This is a genomic window from Pseudomonas veronii (assembly GCF_001439695.1).
GTDB lineage: Bacteria > Pseudomonadota > Gammaproteobacteria > Pseudomonadales > Pseudomonadaceae > Aquipseudomonas > Aquipseudomonas veronii.
Window position 1 is genome coordinate 16,897 of record NZ_JYLL01000005.1, and the last position, 16,537, is coordinate 33,433.

Sequence of the window (16,537 nt, forward strand, 5' to 3'; positions counted from 1 at the left end):
AGGAACCTAGCTTGTCACAACTACAATTTCCCCCGAGCGGTATCGCGCAAACACAGATCTTTCTCGATCAATGGGCCCGCGTCAGCCACGATCTCAAGGATGCACTCGCCATGGAAGATGGCGGTGTTTCATATACCTATGCCGAAGTGGACGCAGACAGTCAGCGGATCGCGGCCTATCTGGCACACCACGCGATTGGTGCCGGCGCGATAGTTGTCATTGGTTGTCCGCGCGGCAAGGATTTGCTGGTGGCCTTGCTGGGCGTCATGAAGAGCGGCGCAGCCTTCGTTCTGATGGATCTGGACGCCGCGCCAGCGCGCTTGTCCGTCCAGCTGGACGCTGCCACTGCGAAGCTGGTTCTGGTCCCTGACGGGTACAGGGTCGGCGACAATCGCGCTCTGGCCGCTGAAAAGGTCGTGACCCTCGGTCAGGTTCGCGATGCCGAGCAGTCCCTGCACTTCGAGCCACCGCGGATAATGCCACAAGACCTGGCGTATGTCATCTTCACTTCGGGCTCTACCGGGCAACCGAAAGGGGTACGGGTTTCGCACCGGGGCATCCCTAACCTTGCGCGTCATGCATTGCCATACGGCATCACGCAGGGCACTCGGGTGCTGATGTTTTCTCCTGTGTGTTTCGACGCGATCATCGCCGAAATCGTCATGACCCTGTTTGCCGGCGGCTGTCTGGTCGCGGTCAGCGACCATGAACTGCGGGACTTCGACTGCCTGCAAGACTTGCTGTGCAATCGTCGGATCGACGTCGCCACGTTGCCGCCATCACTGGTGTCGATGTTGCCGGCCGAGCTGCCGATCAGCCTGAGTACATTGATCGTGGCCGGCGAGAGGTGCAGCAAGCAAGTGATTGCAAACTGGGCGGGCCGAACCCGACTGATCAACGCCTACGGGCCTTCCGAAGCAACCGTCGCGACAACGGTCAAACTCTGCAACCTCGAGACCTCACCCGCGAATATTGGTCAGGCAATTTCAAACGTCACGGTGCGCCTGCTCGACGAGACGCTGGAAGAAGTACCGGATGGCGAACTCGGCGAGATCTACATCAGCGGAGTGAGTGTTGCCTTGGGCTATCTGGACAATCCGGACTTGAGTGACGCACGGTTTGTCCGTGGTCTGGACGGTGATGACAGCCTGAGCTTTCGCACTGGCGATTTCGCCAGGCGCGATGTGAACGCAGACATCCTATTCGAGGGCCGCAAGGACGATCTGCTCAAGATCAACGGAAACCGCGTCGAGCTTGCGGAGATCGAGGCCTGCGCCACGGCCACAGGGCTCGTTCGAAGTTGCCATGTCTGTTGCGTCGATGCTGACAACTCGGGTGTGAGCATCGCGCTTTTTGTCACCCCGTCGGACAAGGTTGATGGTTCGCAGCTGAGGGCCAGAATCAGCGCCGAGTTGCCGATTTACTTCATGCCTGCGCGCATCCTGGTTCTGGATGAGCTCCCGAGTAATCCGGCGGGCAAAGTCGATCGGGCTGCGTTGATCGCGCAGTTGGGCGAGGTGACCGACGAAGGCGGAGCGGCCGAGGCCATGAGCCCTCAGGAGGAAACCCTGGCGTTGATCTGGGCGCAGATTCTTGGTCGTCCGATCGATAACCGTGAGGCGAACTTCTTTGCCCTGGGCGGCAACTCTCTTCTAGCGATGCGTCTCGTCGCACTAATGAAACGCAGTGGTATTCAGATCAATCTCAAGCGCGTGTTTGGCGCTCCGACACTGGCGCAAATGGCCTGTCTGATCAAGGAGTAGGTGATGACGGGCAAAGGATTGAATCCTTATCAACGCTATTACTGGAGTGCATCGAGCGCTTACGATCTTACGGAAACAGCCTGCGTAAGCATCGGGTTTGTGCTGGACGGGCCATTGCACATTGCGCAGTTCAGCAGCGCGGTGGATACGGTGGTCAATCGCCACGAACAGTTGCGATCGCACTTCCACGAAACACCCGAGGGTGCGCGACGGTTTCCCGGAGCACCGGTACGCGATGTACTGAGCGTAGACAGCGAGCCGTTCGAGTTATCCCGGCTGGAGGACTGTATCGAGGACCTGTGCCGGCGGCCGCTTGATCTGAAGGTGGACATACCGTTCAAGGCCTATCTGAAAAAGCTCGGACATGATCGTCATTTGTTTGCGCTGATCATTCACCACATCGTTGTCGACTCATGGTCGCTGGAAGTGATCCTCGACGATCTGGCGACCGCCTACAACGGCGCGATATCCGTCGCGCCGGAACCGTTGCTGGAGCCACTGAGCTTCGATCATGAAACGCTGGCAATGCCTTTGGAACATGATGAGTATCAGCGCCAGGCGCAGTTCTGGCGTGAGTATCTCAAGGGCGCGAAGATTCCCCTGATTCCGGACTTGCTGACCGGCGAGAGTGCGCAAGGCAAATCGACCTTCGATGTGATGACCCCAGGTGCCGAAGTCCATGGGGCCATCAACCGACTCTGTCATGCGCTGGATGTCACTCCCTTTGTGGTTTACACCGCAGCGGCGTCCATCGCTCTCGCAGGTTTTTGCGCCAGCAACGATTTGTTGATTCAGACCAATGTGACGCCGCGCTGGACGGAGGGCACGCAAACCGTTGTCACCTATCTGTCTGCGCGCATTCCATTACGGGTACGTGTTGATTCGAAACTGTCGTTGCAGACTCACATTCTCAATGTCGCTGATTCCCTCTACGAAACCTTCGACAGCGTCGGTCTTTCGATCGGCGAAATCATGGCCGAATCTGACATCACCCAGAGCCTGCCGATTCATATCGGTGCCGAAAGCCCGTTTGAAGGTTGGGACCTGGAAGGCGTCGCCGTCTCCCAGGTCCAGCTGCCCGACTATCAGCCGTGGCCGCTGTTCATGTGGGTGCCTGTCACGGCTGACCAGTGCTTTATCAAGCTGCAATACCAGGCCGACCGAATTTCACCTGAAAACATGCTGAATCTAAAACACCTGCTGAACGAAACGTTAGATCAATTCTGTCTCCTGGAGGCCGAAGTAAGCGCTCGTGACACAGCGGTTTTAAAACACGAAGCCATTCAATGAGACCTCCCATGAAAGACTCCCAACACCTGTCATCCCATGCATTGACCGTGGTTTCCGGTTCGCAGATCGCCAACCTGATGCCTGCGTTGCGCCAAGACATTCTGCGTCTGGTCGAAGAGACCTACCTGCAGCACGACGCTGGCCTGACCAACAACCCCGACAGCTATTTCCTGAGGTTCGAGGAGCGTCAATCGGATCGGATCATTGCCCTGCCTGCTGCGATTGCCAATGACACGCCCATTTCGGGCATCAAGTGGATTGCCAGTTACCCGAAGAACATTGAGCGCAATCTGCAGCGCGCCTCGGCCGTCCTGCTGCTCAACGATTACGAAACGGGATACCCGGTGGCTTGCCTGGAAGCCTCGCAAATCAGTTCGGCCAGAACGGCGGCTTCAGCGGTGGTCGCCGCGCGGGCGCTGGCGGCGGATCCGAAGAAAGCACTGAAAATCACATTCGTCGGCGCCGGAGTCATCTCCCGCGCGATCTTTGATTTTTTCATGGCCGATGGCTGGAAGTTCGATCAGGTCACCGTTTGCGATCTGGACGCAGCGTCGGCCACCGAGCTTTGTCACCACGTTGAAGCGGGGACGGGCCAGCAAGCGCTTTTCGTCGAGGACTGGAAGGTTGCGATCAGCGCTGCCGACATCGTTGTTTTCGCCACCAACGCCGGTACGCCTTACGTGTCGGGAGATGATGCCTTCGCCCCCGGCCAGATCATTTTGAATGTCTCGCTGCGCGATATCAGCCCGGACATCATCTGGCAGGCGTTCAACGTCTTCGATGACGTGGAACATTGCATGAAGGCCAATACCTCGCCCCATCTGGCGGAACTGAAATACGGCGACCGCTCGTTCGTGCATGGCACGCTCGCGCACATCCTGAACAACCCGAGCTTGATTGACCGCTCGCGTTCGCTGATTTTTTCACCATTCGGGCTGGGGGTTCTGGACCTAGTGGTGGGACAACTTTTCGTCGACAAGTGCCTGGCGGCCGGTGCCTATACCAATATCGCGGACTTCATTCCCGATACGCGACGTTGGGCCGTGTCCCACGGCTGAACGACTCAAGGCGCATAGACGCGAGCCTTCGCACGTTCCATTCCAGGGAGGAGTGACCCGATGCAGAACAAAAAATGCATGATCATCGGCTTCAATGATTTCTCGTTTGACGACTATTGTCAGATGCTCGATCAACTAGCACCTGAGGCGGCAGCGAAACGTGACTTACGCCTGGCGTTTGTCAATTACGAAGGCTCGCGGTTTCACGCATTGGGCGTGCTGAACAAGACACGTGAGCGGCAGGGGCTGGCAAACCTGAACCTGAACAATGCCGACTTTCTGTGGCCGGTGGTGATGGTGCTGGGGACCTATCTCGAAAAGCACGGCCTCGCCTTTGACTACGTCAATCTGTTTCAGAACGAGAAGGACGTCCTGGGGCAAAAACTGGCGTCCGGCATGATCAACACGGTGGTCATCACCACGACCCTCTATGTGATGCCCCATCCGGTGCAGGAAATCGTCGACTTTGTGCGCGCCCGCGCTCCCCAGGTGCAGATCATCATCGGCGGCCCTTATATCAGTGGTTTGTTCAAGGCGCACGATCGCGAGATGCTAGGTGATTACCTGAGTGTTCTTGGCGGCGATATCTATATCAACAGCAATGAAGGCGAAGACACGCTTCGCCAGGTGCTGGAGGCGCTCAACCAGAACCGTTCGGTTATCGGTTTGAGCCGCACGGCAGCGCTCGACGGCGATACATGGGTGTTCGGTGCGGATGAGCCGGAATACAACGAGCTGAAGGAGAACTTCGTCAATTACAGGTTGTTCGAACCGCGCGGCATCGGGCGTTTTCTGTCCACGCGTACAGCTAAATCCTGTCCGTACGCCTGTGCGTTCTGCGGGTTTCCCCAGCGCGCCGGCAAGTACCGTTACCTGTCCACCAGCGATGTAGAACGCGAACTGGACGCGGTGAAGGCGATTGGCACCGTGGATACGCTGACGTTTCTGGATGACACATTCAATGTGCCCAAACAGCGATTCCGGGAAATCATGCAGATGATGATCGACAACCAGTACAACTTTAAGTGGAACTCCTTCTACCGCTCTGATCAGGGCGATCCGGAAACCATCGCGCTGATGGCGCGCGCAGGGTGCGAAGGGGTTTTTCTGGGTATCGAGTCGGCTTCCGACAAGATGCTTGCGCTGATGCGCAAAACGTCACGCCGCAAAAACTATGAACAGGCCATCAACGCATTCCGCTCGGTGGGCATTGCGACTCACGCCTCGTTCATCATCGGCTTTCCAGGGGAAACCCTCGACACGGTGCAAGAGAGCCTGGACTTCATCGAAACCTTTCGGCCGGATACATTCCGTGCACAGGTCTGGTACTGCGACCCGTTGACGCCCATCTGGAATGACCGAGAAAAATACGGCATCACCGGGTCGGGCTTCGACTGGTCGCATGACACGATGAACAGCGAACTGGCCGCCTCCATCACCGAGCGGTTCTTTCTCACCGCTCAACACTCTACATGGTTGCCGCAATTCGGCTTTGAGCAGTGGAGTCTGTTTTACCTTCATCGCCAGGGAATGGAGCAGGGCAATATCCTCGGGTATCTGGACGGCTTCAATGCGGCAGTCAAGCATCAACTGTTGCACGGTGATGACGCTGAGTTGCCCGCCTCGATCATTGACTGCTTCAAATTCAGTTCCCACCTGCCTGCGCAGAGTCCTGCGGTGCCGCAGCCCGGGTTATCGATGGAGTCGGCGACGCACTTCAAGGCGGCCGAGGCCCGCTTGCAGGCTTGGGTCGCGTGGCTGGACCCACAGAATCTCGGATCCTTGCCGGTGAACACCGGTGAGCAGACGAAGACAGTGCTGAGCCGGCCCGAGTGCATGGTCAGTGGTAGCGATCAGACCGTCGCCTGGATCGTGACTTTTTTGAAACACGCTTTTAGCGTTCTGCAGGGCGAGCGATTTCTGGTGCACTACGTCGTCGAAGGAAACGCCCGGCTGATGGCGGTCGACGATGTGGGCGGCTGCAGTGAGGCGGCTCTGTACGATCGTGTCGCGACATCACTTGTCCAGCCGTCGGTGCTCGATAGCCATGACAACTATCTGCTGTTACGCAATTCACGGTTGAGTGCTTGCGGCATTGTTTTGCGTCAGCCGGTTCTGCGGGTGTTCGTTGACGATGTCGTCGCCCCTTCGTTCGACAGCGGGCTTTACATGCACTTGCTGCTGCCGAGTACCGGACAGGTTCGGGTACTGAGCAACTTTGTCCGATGGGCCCCCGAGCTTCACGCCGCGAATGCGCTTACCGAGCAGGCCGTGTTCGTCAGAGTGCAATAGACCATACCAGGGAGCGCTCCTCCCTGGTCTCCTCAGCCTTGCAGCGCTGCTTTCTTACGCTCCTCGCGGGCGCGGGCAGCCGTCAGCAGTTGCTCGGCGATGCGCAGTTGCAGACGCTCCTCGATGAGGCGGATGAACAGTGGATGGCCGGAAATGGCTGAATCGAGTTCATAACCGCGTCCGTCGGGTTCCCGCATCCAGTAATGGCCGTCAATCAGCGTACGCCGCAGCTCCACCACATCGCTGCGCAGCATGGGGGCGTACTGGGTTTTCCATTGATCCAGCTGCGCGGTCGCGTCGCGCTCGCTATGGCGTTCGCCGGGTTTGAGCGCGGCGCTTATATACAAGAGCATGACCGCCAGCTCCTGACGACTCAGCCGTCCCAGGGTCAAACCGTTCTTGCTGCTCAAGCGCGTAAGAGTCTCGACGAACTGTTCAAAATCCGTTGGAAGTTCCTTGTCCAATGTTTTGCTCCTTGGGTATGAAAAGGTTCCCGCAGTTTAGCGTGTGTGCCTGACACGAGTTAGCCAGTATGGCGGCTGCCGTGCAATGTTGCGTGGGGCTGCCCGCAAAAGAAAACCCCTTCTGCCTCGACTGATGCGCAATCGAGGTAGAAGGGGCTTGTTTAATGCTTCAATTACAACTCAAGCTGCCTCTTATCAAACATAAAATAAATTGCTGATTTTAAAAGATTAAATTTCTCAATTGAACCTGGAGTTTCACATTCAAAGATCGTTCCCACGCAGAGCGTGGGAACGATCCCCTCAGCCGCCAAAATCCGCAACATTCGACTTGGAATTTTATAGGTGCCCCAGTTTTCTGCGCGACAGCGCTAAGTCGAAGATTTGGCGGGGACTCCCACATTTTTGGTCTCCAGCAGGCATGTGGTTGGCGAGAAGTCGGCATCGGGTTTAGTGTGTATTCACCGACTGTAAAGGAGACCACCGTGCGAATGGCTCAACGCGTAATCCCTCTGGTGTTGCTGGCCGCCCTGGTGCTGACGGCCCTGGCGGGCGCGGGCGCGCCCTAGTGGAAAGACACCGGCCCCGTCACCAAGAAGAAACAGAAGGAGGTCAACTCCGGCGGCTGGCAGCCGCAGGCCCAACCCGCGCCCAAGGAGGATGCGGAAAACCCTTATAACGACGGCGAAGACAGTGAAACCTACGACGACGGCAACAAATAATCCACGCAAAAAAAAGCCCCTCCCGCCAGGCTGATGCGCAACCTGACGGGAAGGGCTGTAGAACGCTGTGTCACCGCGCCCCCCACAGGGGAGTGCGACGCTCGTTTCAGGCGACGAACTGCTCCGCATAGTGGCAAGCCACCTGGCGGTTATCCAACTCCCGCAACTGCGGCTCCTCGCTGCTGCACCGCGCCGTCGCATACGGGCAGCGCTTGTGGAAAGCGCAGCCGGACGGCGGGTTCAGCGGGTTGGGCAACTCGCCGACGATCTTGATCTTCGGCTTGTTCGGGTCCGGGTGGATGGTCGGTGTGGCCGACAGCAGCGCCTGGGTGTACGGGTGCAGGGGGCGCGCGTAGATGTCGCCCTTGGGGCCGACTTCCACCGGGCGCCCGAGGTACATCACCATCACGTCGTCGGCGACGTGTTGCACCACCGCGAGGTTGTGGGAAATGAACACGTAGGCGGTGTTGAATTCCTGCTGCAAATCCATGAACAGGTTGAGCACCTGGGCCTGGATCGACACGTCCAGTGCCGAGGTCGGCTCATCCGCCACCAGCACTTTGGGTTGCAGCATCATCGCCCGGGCCAGGGCGATCCGTTGGCGCTGGCCGCCGGAGAACATGTGCGGGTAGCGCTGATAGTGCTCAGGGCGCAGGCCCACCTGCTTCATCATCGCCTGGACCTTTTCGCGGCGTTCGGCGGCGGACAGGTGGGTGTTGATCAGCAGCGGTTCAGCCAGTTGGTCGCCGACTTTCTGCCGCGGGTTCAACGAGGCATACGGGCTCTGGAATACCATCTGCACGTCTTTGCGCAATTGCTTGCGCTGCGCCTTGTCGGCGCCGGCGACTTCCTGGCCGGCGATTTTCAACGAGCCCGACGACGGCTCTTCAATCAGCGTCAGCGCACGGGCCAGGGTGGATTTGCCGCAGCCCGACTCGCCCACCACGGCGAGGGTCTTGCCGGCTTCCAGTTCGAAGGACACGCCATTGAGGGCGCGCACGGTGGCGTGGCCCTTGAACAGGCCTCGGGACACTTCGTAGTGACGGGTCAGGTCGCGGGCGGTAAGAACGACGGCCATTACGCCACCTCCTGGTTCAAGGGGTAGAAGCAGCGCGCGAGGCTGTTCGATTTAGGGTCCAGGCCCGGGCGGGTCTGGCGGCAGCTGTCTTGCACGTAGGGGCAACGCGGCGACAACAGGCAGCCTTGCGGGCGGTCATAACGGCCGGGCACGATGCCGGGCAGCGTGGCCAGGCGCGCGGCACCGAGGCTGTGTTCCGGAATCGCCTTGAGCAGTGCTTCGCTGTAGGGGTGCGCCGGAATGTCGAACAGTTGCGGTACCTGGCCGACTTCCACGGCTTGGCCGGCATACATCACACACACGCGCTGGGCGGTTTCCGCGACGACCGCGAGGTCGTGGGTGATCAGCACCAGGCCCATGTTCTGCTCTTTCTGCAGGGCCAGCAGCAGGTCCATGATCTGGGCCTGGATGGTCACGTCCAAGGCGGTGGTCGGTTCGTCGGCGATCAGCAACTTCGGCTCGCCGGCAATCGCCATGGCGATGGCCACGCGTTGGCTCATACCGCCGGACAGTTGGTGCGGGTAGGCATCCATCCGGCTGGCGGCGCCGGGGATCTCGACTTTTTCCAGCAGTTCGATGGCACGCTTGCGCGCTTGCTTGCCGGACATCTTCAGGTGCAGGCGCAGCACTTCTTCGATCTGGAAACCCACGGTGTAGCTGGGGTTCAGCGCGGTCATCGGGTCCTGGAACACCATCGCCAGGTCTTTGCCGACGATCTGCCGACGCTGGCGGTTGCTCAGCTTGAGCATGTCCTTGCCGTCGAAGTTCAGGGCGTCGGCGGTGACGATGCCGGGGTGTTCGATCAGGCCCATCAGCGCCATCATGGTCACGGATTTACCCGAGCCCGACTCGCCCACGATCGCCAGGACTTCGCCTTTGTCGACGCAAATGTCGAGGCCATCGACCACCGGCACGGCGGTCTTGTCGCCGAAGCGCACGTTGAGATTCTTGATTTCTAACAGTGACATGGGAATCTCCTCAGGCGGCGTTCTTGAGTTTCGGGTCCAGCGCGTCGCGCAGGCCGTCGCCCATCAGGTTGATTGCCAGCACGCTGAGCAAAATGGTCAGACCCGGCAGGCTCACGACCCACCAGGCGCGTTCGATGTAGTCACGGGCCGAAGCCAGCATGGTGCCCCACTCCGGCGTTGGCGGTTGCACGCCCAGGCCGAGGAAGCCCAGCGCGGCGGCATCGAGGATCGCCGAAGAGAAACTCAAGGTCGCCTGCACGATCAGCGGCGCCATGCAGTTGGGCAGCACGGTGATGAACATCAGGCGCGGCAGGCCGGCACCGGCCAGGCGGGCGGCGGTCACGTAGTCGCGGTTGAGTTCGCCCATCACCGCAGCGCGGGTCAGACGCACGTAGGACGGCAGCGACACGATGGCGATGGCGATCACGGTGTTGATCAGGCCAGGGCCGAGGATCGCGACAATGGCGACGGCCAGCAGCAGCGATGGCAGGGCCAGCATGATGTCCATCAGGCGCATGATGGTCGGGCCGAGCAGGCGCGGGAAGAACCCGGCGAACAGCCCGAGCAGGATGCCCGGAATCAGCGACATCACCACCGACGACAAACCGATCAGCAGCGACAGGCGCGAGCCTTGGATCAAGCGCGAGAGCAAGTCACGGCCGAGTTCGTCGGTGCCGAGCAGGAACTGGATCTGCCCGCCTTCCAGCCACGACGGCGGGGTCAGCAGGAAGTCGCGATATTGTTCGCTGGGGTTATGCGGCGCCACCCACGGGGCGAACAGCGCGCAGAACACGATCAGCAACATGAACAGCAGGCCGGCAACCGCACCTTTGTTCTTGGAGAAGGCTTGCCAAAATTCTTTGTACGGCGACGGGTACAGCAGGCTCTGATCGACTGCTGACACTGGAGTAGGTGTGGTCATGGTCATGATCTCAGCGCTGGTGACGGATACGTGGGTTGACGAAGCCGTAGAGGATATCCACCACGAAATTCACCAGGATCACCAGGCAGGCGATCAGCAGGATGCCGTTTTGCACCACCGGGTAGTCCCGCGCGCCAATGGCTTCGATCAGCCATTTGCCGATGCCGGGCCACGAGAAGATGGTTTCGGTCAATACCGCACCGGCCAGCAGGGTGCCGACTTGCAGGCCGACCACGGTGAGCACCGGGATCAGCGCATTCCGCAGGCCATGCACGAACACCACACGCGCCGGCGACAGGCCTTTGGCCTTGGCGGTGCGGATGTAGTCTTCGCGCAACACTTCGAGCATCGACGAACGGGTCATCCGCGCAATCACCGCCAGCGGGATGGTGCCGAGCACGATGGCCGGCAGGATCAGGTGGTGCAGGGCGTCCCAGAACGCATCTGGCTCGTTGGCCAGCAGGGTGTCGATCAGCATGAAGCCGGTGCGCGGCTCGATGTCGTAGAGCAGGTCGATACGCCCGGAAACCGGGGTCCAGCCCAGGCTCACCGAGAAGAACATGATCAGGATCAGGCCCCACCAGAAGATCGGCATCGAATAGCCCGCGAGGGAGATGCCCATCACCCCATGGTCGAACAGCGATCCTCGCTTCAAGGCCGCGATCACCCCCGCCAACAGGCCCAGGATACCGGCGAACAACAGGGCGGCCATGGACAGCTCCAGGGTCGCCGGGAAGAGTGCGGTGAACTCGGTCCACACGCTGGTGCGCGTGCGCAGGGATTCGCCAAGGTCGCCTTGGGCCAGCTTGCCGATGTAGTCCAGGTACTGCGCATACAACGGCTTGTTAAGGCCAAGGCGTTCCATTGCCTGTGCGTGCATCTCGGGGTCGACCCGGCGTTCGCCCATCATGACTTCTACGGGGTCGCCTGGAATCATGCGGATCAACGCAAACGTCAGCAACGTGATGCCGAAGAAGGTGGGGATCAATAACCCCAATCGGCGGGCAATAAAACTAAACATCTTGTGGTGTACCTCAATCAGCCGGTTAGGCAGGTTCGACACCGTCAACGTCGACGGTGTCGAGCGTTCTTCTTATTTACTTCACCTGGGTGGTGGCGAAGTTATTGGTACCTAGAGGGCTTTGGGTAAAGCCCTCTACGTTTTTGCGCATAGCGGCGAACAGTTTCGGGTAAGCCATGGGAAGCCATGGTTGGTCCTTGTCGAAAATGTCCTGTGCTTGTTCATAGAGTGCAGCGCGCTGGGTGGGTTCAGCGATGGCTCGCGCCTTGTCGATCAGGTCCTGAAATTCCTTATTGCACCAACGGGCGTAGTTTTCGCCGTTCTTGGCCGCATCGCAACTCAGGTTGGGCGTGAGGAAATTATCCGGGTCGCCGTTATCACCTACCCAGCCTGCGGAAACCATGTCGTGCTCACCCGCTTTGGCGCGCTTTAGCATCTCGCCCCACTCCATGACCTTGATGTTGACCTTCAGGCCAACCTGGGCTAGATCCGCCTGCATACGCTGGGCGCCCATCATTGGGTTGGGGTTGGTCGGGCCGCCGTTGGCGCGAGTGAACAGGGTGAACTCGGTGCCTTCCGGCACGCCGGCTTCCTTGAGCAGGGCGCGAGCCTTGTCCAGGTCACGTGGCGGGTTTTTCAGCTTGTCGCTGAAGCCCAGCAGCGTTGGCGGATACGGGCCGGTGCCCACGACTGCGTTGCCTTCGCCAAACAGTGCTTTGGTATAGCCGGCCTTGTCGAACGCGATGTTGATCGCATGGCGCACCCGCGCGTCGCTCATGTATTTGTGGGTGGTGTTCAAGGCAGTGTAGCTGGTGGTCATGGCCGCCAGTCCATCGATCTTCAGGTTCGGGTCTTTCTTGATGCTCGGGATGTCGTCGGGCTTCGGATACAGCGCGATCTGGCATTCGTTGGCCTTGAGCTTCTGCAGGCGCACGTTGTTGTCGGTGGTGATCGCCAGGATCAGCGGGTCGGCCGGCGGCTTGCCGCGGAAGTAGTCCGGGTTGGCCTTGAAGCGCACCTGGGCGTCCTTGGCGTAGCGGGTGAAGATGAACGGGCCGGTGCCGACCGGCTTGGCGTTGAGGTCATCGGTCTTGCCGGACTTGAGCAACTGGTCGGCGTATTCGGCCGAGTGGATCGACGAAAACGCCATGGCCAGGTCGGCCAGGAACGGTGCTTCCGGACGGGTCAGGGTGAAGACCACGGTGTGATCGTCGGTCTTCTCGACGCTCTTGAGCAGTTCCTTGAAGCCCATGCTTTCGAAGTACGGGTAGCCCACGTTGGACTTGGTGTGCCACGGGTGTTTCGGGTCCAGCTGGCGCTGGAAGCTCCAAAGCACGTCGTCGGCGTTCAGGTTGCGCGTGGGTTTGAAGTAGTCGGTGGTGTGGAACTTGATGTCGTCACGCAGGTGGAAGGTGTAGGTCAGGCCATCGGCGCTGATTTCCGGCAGGGCCTTGGCCAGCGCCGGGATCACTTCGGTGGTGCCGGGCTTGAAGTCCACCAGGCGGTTGAACAGGGTTTCGGCGGCGGCGTCGGCGGTGACGGCCGTGGTGTACAGGACCGGATCGAAACCTTCCGGGCTGGCTTCGGTGCAGACCACCAGCGGTTTGGCCGAAATGCCGACCGCCACGCTCAACAGCGCAGCGGCAATGGCAGCTTGTAACGGGAGCATGTTCATTCGGAGCCCTCTGCAATCGATGGGACCAGACGAGCATAGAGGGCGGGCTCGTCCTGAGCCCGCCGTCTACCTGGCGCTGATTAAAGGATGTTGAACGGGATGGTGGTGACCAAACGGAACTCTTTGATGCTGCCGTCGGACTGGAACTCACTGCCACGGTGCTCAACGTAGGTCGCACGAATGGCCGTGGCTTTGAGTGGGCCGCTCTGGATTGCGTAAGAGGCGCCTACACCGTATTCCTGGTGTTTTTCGCCGTCTTGGCTCTGGATGCCGTCATAGGCGAACTTGGCCCGACCACCGTTGCCGGTGTAGTGGGTGCCGTCGATGCCCCAGCCGCGCGCCGAGTAAGCGTTGAACTTCAGGCCTGGCACGCCGTATTCGGCCATGTTGATGGCGTAGGCGATCTGGAAGGACTTCTCGTTCGGGCCGTTGAAGTCCGAGGTCAGGGAGTTGGCCAGGTAGATGCCGTTGGTTTCGTGCAGGTAGTCGAAGTACTCGTTACCGTTCACTTCCTGGTACGCGAAGGTCAGGCTGTGCGCCTGATGGGTCAGGCCGAGCGACAGCGAGTAGGTGTCGTTGTCGATTTCGCCCATCAACTTTTTGCCTTCGTCGACGGTCTTGTAGTAGTTCAGGCCGGTGGTCAGGCCCAATACCGAGCTGTCGCCCAGTTCATGGGTCGCGCCGAAGTAGTACTGGTTCCAGAAGTCTTTGACGTTGGCGGCGAAGATGCTGGTTTTCAGGCTTTTCAGCGGCTGGTAGTTCAGGCCCAGGGTCGACACCTTGTCGGTTTCAGCGCCGTTGCCGTATTCACTGCGGAATTTCGACAGGCTCTGTTCGGTACGTGGCGAAACGCGGTCGAACACGCCGCCCTGGAACGACAGGTTACTGAACTCTTCGCTGTTGAAACTCACCCCTTCGAAGCTCGAAGGCAGCGCACGGTTGCCGATGGTATCGACGATGCCGCTGCTGAAGTTCTGGCGACCGGCGGTCAGGGTGGTGTTGGAGACGCGGAACTGCACGTTGGCCAGGCCCAGTTTGCTCCACTGGTCGACTGCATCGCCGTTGGAGTCGGCCAGGGTACGGTTGGAGCCGCCCTTGATGTCACGCTTGCTGCGGTCCAGGACCAGTGCGTTGTAGACCGCCAATTCGGTCTTGACGCCCACGGTACCCTGGGTGAAACCCGAGCTGGCGTTGAGGATGGTGCCCTGTACCCAGTTGGTACGATTGCGGTCGGTGCGGGTTTCGCCGTGCTTCTTGTACTCGAAGGTGCCCCCACGGTACTTGCTTTCATGGGAGTACCAGTTACGCGTGGTGCCGCCCAGGCTGAAGTCCTCGATAAAACCCTTGGCTTCGCTTTGAGCGCTGGTGCCGGCCAGTGTGGTGGGAACGAAGTCCTGGCTCTGGGTTTCCGCGTAAGCGGTCGCCGTGATGCTGCTGATGGCCAGGGCCAGAAGCGCTTTGCTGCTCAGTTTCATGGGTGAAGCTCCTTTGGTTCTCTTTTTTTATGCCGGTCTTTTAGGTGATCCGGCTATTGGTGTGTAACTCGTTCAAGCATTTGCAAACGTTTGCTGTAGGAAATTTCCCAACAGAAGGCTGCAAGTTTGCCGGAGAGTGTTATCCACTCCCCGCAATCCGGTTATTTTCTTATGGGGTGATACTGACGCCCGAGAACACGTTGCGGCCGAAGGGGCTCACTTGGAAACCTTCGACTTTGGCGCTTAACGGCTGGTTGACCGTCGAGTGGGCGACTGGCGTGATCGGCACCTGCGCTTTGAGCAGTTGCTGTGCCTGTTTGTACAGAACAGTCCGTTGTTCGCGGTCGGTGACGACCTTGGCTTGCTTGATCAGCTTGTCGTATGCCGGGTCGCACCACATGGAGTAGTTGTTCCCGCCGATGGCGTCGCAGCTGTAGAGGGTGCCCAACCAGTTGTCCGGGTCGCCGTTGTCGCCGGTCCAGCCGATCAGGCTGATATCGTGCTCACCGTTCTTGGTGCGCTTGATGTACTCGCCCCACTCGTAGCTGACGATCTTGACCTTGAGGCCGATCTTGGCCCAGTCGTTCTGCAGCATCTCGGCCATCAGCTTGGCGTTGGGGTTGTACGGCCGTTGTACCGGCATCGCCCACAGGGTGATCTCGGTGCCTTCCTTCACGCCGGCGGCCTTGAGCAGTTCCTTGGCTTTTTCCGGGTTGTAGGCGGCGTCTTTGATGCTGTCGTCGTAAGACCACTGCGTCGGTGGCATGGCGTTGACCGCCAGTTGCCCCGCGCCCTGGTACACGGCGTTGAGGATGCTCTGCTTGTTCACCGCCATGTCCAACGCCTGACGCACTTCGAGCTGGTCGAACGGTTTGTGGCGCACGTTGTAGGCGATGTAGCCGAGGTTGAAACCTGGCTTGGTCAGCAGTTGCAGCTTGGGGTCGGCCTTGAGAGCGTCGACATCCGCCGGACGCGGATGCAGGGTGATCTGGCATTCGCCGGCCTTGAGCTTTTGCACGCGCACCGACGCGTCGGTGTTGATGGCGAAGATCAACTGGTCGAGCTTGACCCGGCTCGGGTCCCAGTACTGTTTGTTGCCGGCGTAACGGATCTGCGAGTCTTTCTGGTAGCGCTGGAAGACGAACGGGCCAGTGCCGATCGGCTTCTGGTTGATGTCGCTGGGCTTGCCCTGCTTGAGCAACTGCTCGGCGTATTCGGCCGACAGAATGGAGGCAAAGCTCATGGCGATATTTTGCACGAACGCCGCGTCGACCGAGTTCAGTGTCATCACCACGGTGTGCGGGTCGGTTTTCTCGACCTTGGCGATGTTCTTGTTCAGGCTCATCCCGTTGAAGTACGGAAACTCGGTGGGGTAGGCCTTGCGAAATGGATGGTCGGGGTCAAGCATGCGGTTGAAAGTGAACAACACGTCGTCGGCGTTGAAGTCCCGCGTGGGCTTGAACTCTTTATTGCTGTGGAATTTCACCCCTTCGCGCAGGTGGAAGGTGTAGGTCAGGCCATCTGGCGAAATATCCCACTTGGTTGCCAGCCCCGGTACGACGCTGGTCGCGCCCTTTTCAAACTCAACGAGGCGGTTGTACAGCGGCTCGGCCGCATCGTTGTCGGTGGCGGTGGTGTACTGCGCGGTGTCAAAGCCCGCCGGGCTGCCTTCAGAGCAAAACACCAGGCTCTTTTTTTCGGCGGCGTGGCCCATCGTGGCCACAGCCAGCAGGCTGGTGCCAAAAATTGCGGATAGAACGGTGGTATGGCGCATGACGATCCCGATCCTTGTTTGTAGTTGTCATCAGCGAG

At 59.6% G+C, this 16,537-nt stretch carries 12 protein-coding genes; 4 read left to right on the forward strand and 8 right to left on the reverse strand.

Going from position 1 to position 16,537, the window contains the following annotated elements:
- Positions 1-11: 11 nt before the first annotated feature.
- The 4 genes from TU80_RS08015 to TU80_RS08030 are packed head-to-tail and all read left to right on the forward strand — an operon-like array spanning position 12 to position 6,403.
- Positions 12-1,763: a non-ribosomal peptide synthetase gene (locus TU80_RS08015; protein WP_057004231.1), complete on the forward strand. Its 1,752-nt coding sequence runs from the start codon at positions 12-14 to the stop codon at positions 1,761-1,763.
- Positions 1,764-1,766: 3 nt separating this feature from the next.
- Complete coding sequence (locus tag TU80_RS08020) at positions 1,767-3,053, forward strand: condensation domain-containing protein (RefSeq protein ID WP_057004232.1); 1,287 nt, start codon at positions 1,767-1,769, stop codon at positions 3,051-3,053.
- 47 nt (positions 3,054-3,100) lie between these two features.
- Positions 3,101-4,111, forward strand: a complete 1,011-nt coding sequence (sbnB, locus tag TU80_RS08025; protein ID WP_234427220.1) for a 2,3-diaminopropionate biosynthesis protein SbnB — start codon at positions 3,101-3,103, stop codon at positions 4,109-4,111.
- A 60-nt stretch (positions 4,112-4,171) separates the two neighbouring features.
- The gene (locus TU80_RS08030) at positions 4,172-6,403 is read left to right on the forward strand and encodes a PhpK family radical SAM P-methyltransferase (protein ID WP_057004234.1); all 2,232 of its coding nucleotides are present in this window, start codon (positions 4,172-4,174) and stop codon (positions 6,401-6,403) included.
- A 32-nt stretch (positions 6,404-6,435) separates the two neighbouring features.
- Here TU80_RS08030 and TU80_RS08035 read toward each other — a convergent pair whose 3' ends face one another.
- From TU80_RS08035 to TU80_RS08075, 8 genes are all read right to left on the reverse strand, one after another.
- Positions 6,436-6,867: a DUF2087 domain-containing protein gene (locus tag TU80_RS08035; RefSeq protein ID WP_057004235.1), complete on the reverse strand. Its 432-nt coding sequence runs from the start codon at positions 6,865-6,867 to the stop codon at positions 6,436-6,438.
- An 825-nt stretch (positions 6,868-7,692) separates the two neighbouring features.
- Positions 7,693-8,664 carry a peptide ABC transporter ATP-binding protein gene (locus tag TU80_RS08045; RefSeq protein ID WP_057004237.1) on the reverse strand — a complete coding sequence of 324 codons (972 nt, stop codon included), beginning with the start codon at positions 8,662-8,664 and terminating at the stop codon, positions 7,693-7,695.
- Complete coding sequence (locus tag TU80_RS08050; protein WP_046488134.1) at positions 8,664-9,632, reverse strand: ABC transporter ATP-binding protein; 969 nt, start codon at positions 9,630-9,632, stop codon at positions 8,664-8,666. The genes TU80_RS08045 and TU80_RS08050 overlap by 1 nt, the downstream gene beginning before the upstream one ends.
- A 10-nt stretch (positions 9,633-9,642) precedes the next feature.
- On the reverse strand, positions 9,643-10,554 hold the full coding sequence (locus TU80_RS08055) for an ABC transporter permease subunit (protein ID WP_026139829.1): 912 nt from the start codon (positions 10,552-10,554) through the stop codon (positions 9,643-9,645).
- 10 nt (positions 10,555-10,564) lie between these two features.
- Positions 10,565-11,575: an ABC transporter permease subunit gene (locus TU80_RS08060; RefSeq protein WP_046384710.1), complete on the reverse strand. Its 1,011-nt coding sequence runs from the start codon at positions 11,573-11,575 to the stop codon at positions 10,565-10,567.
- Positions 11,576-11,651: 76 nt separating this feature from the next.
- Positions 11,652-13,250 (reverse strand): ABC transporter substrate-binding protein, encoded by a 1,599-nt coding sequence (locus TU80_RS08065; RefSeq protein ID WP_057004238.1) that lies wholly within the window; start codon positions 13,248-13,250, stop codon positions 11,652-11,654.
- An 80-nt stretch (positions 13,251-13,330) separates the two neighbouring features.
- The gene (locus TU80_RS08070) at positions 13,331-14,725 is read right to left on the reverse strand and encodes an OprD family outer membrane porin (RefSeq protein WP_057004239.1); all 1,395 of its coding nucleotides are present in this window, start codon (positions 14,723-14,725) and stop codon (positions 13,331-13,333) included.
- A 169-nt stretch (positions 14,726-14,894) separates the two neighbouring features.
- Entirely contained in the window at positions 14,895-16,439 is a 1,545-nt protein-coding gene (locus TU80_RS08075) for an ABC transporter substrate-binding protein (RefSeq protein ID WP_411828465.1), read from the reverse strand.
- Positions 16,440-16,537: the final 98 nt, after the last annotated feature.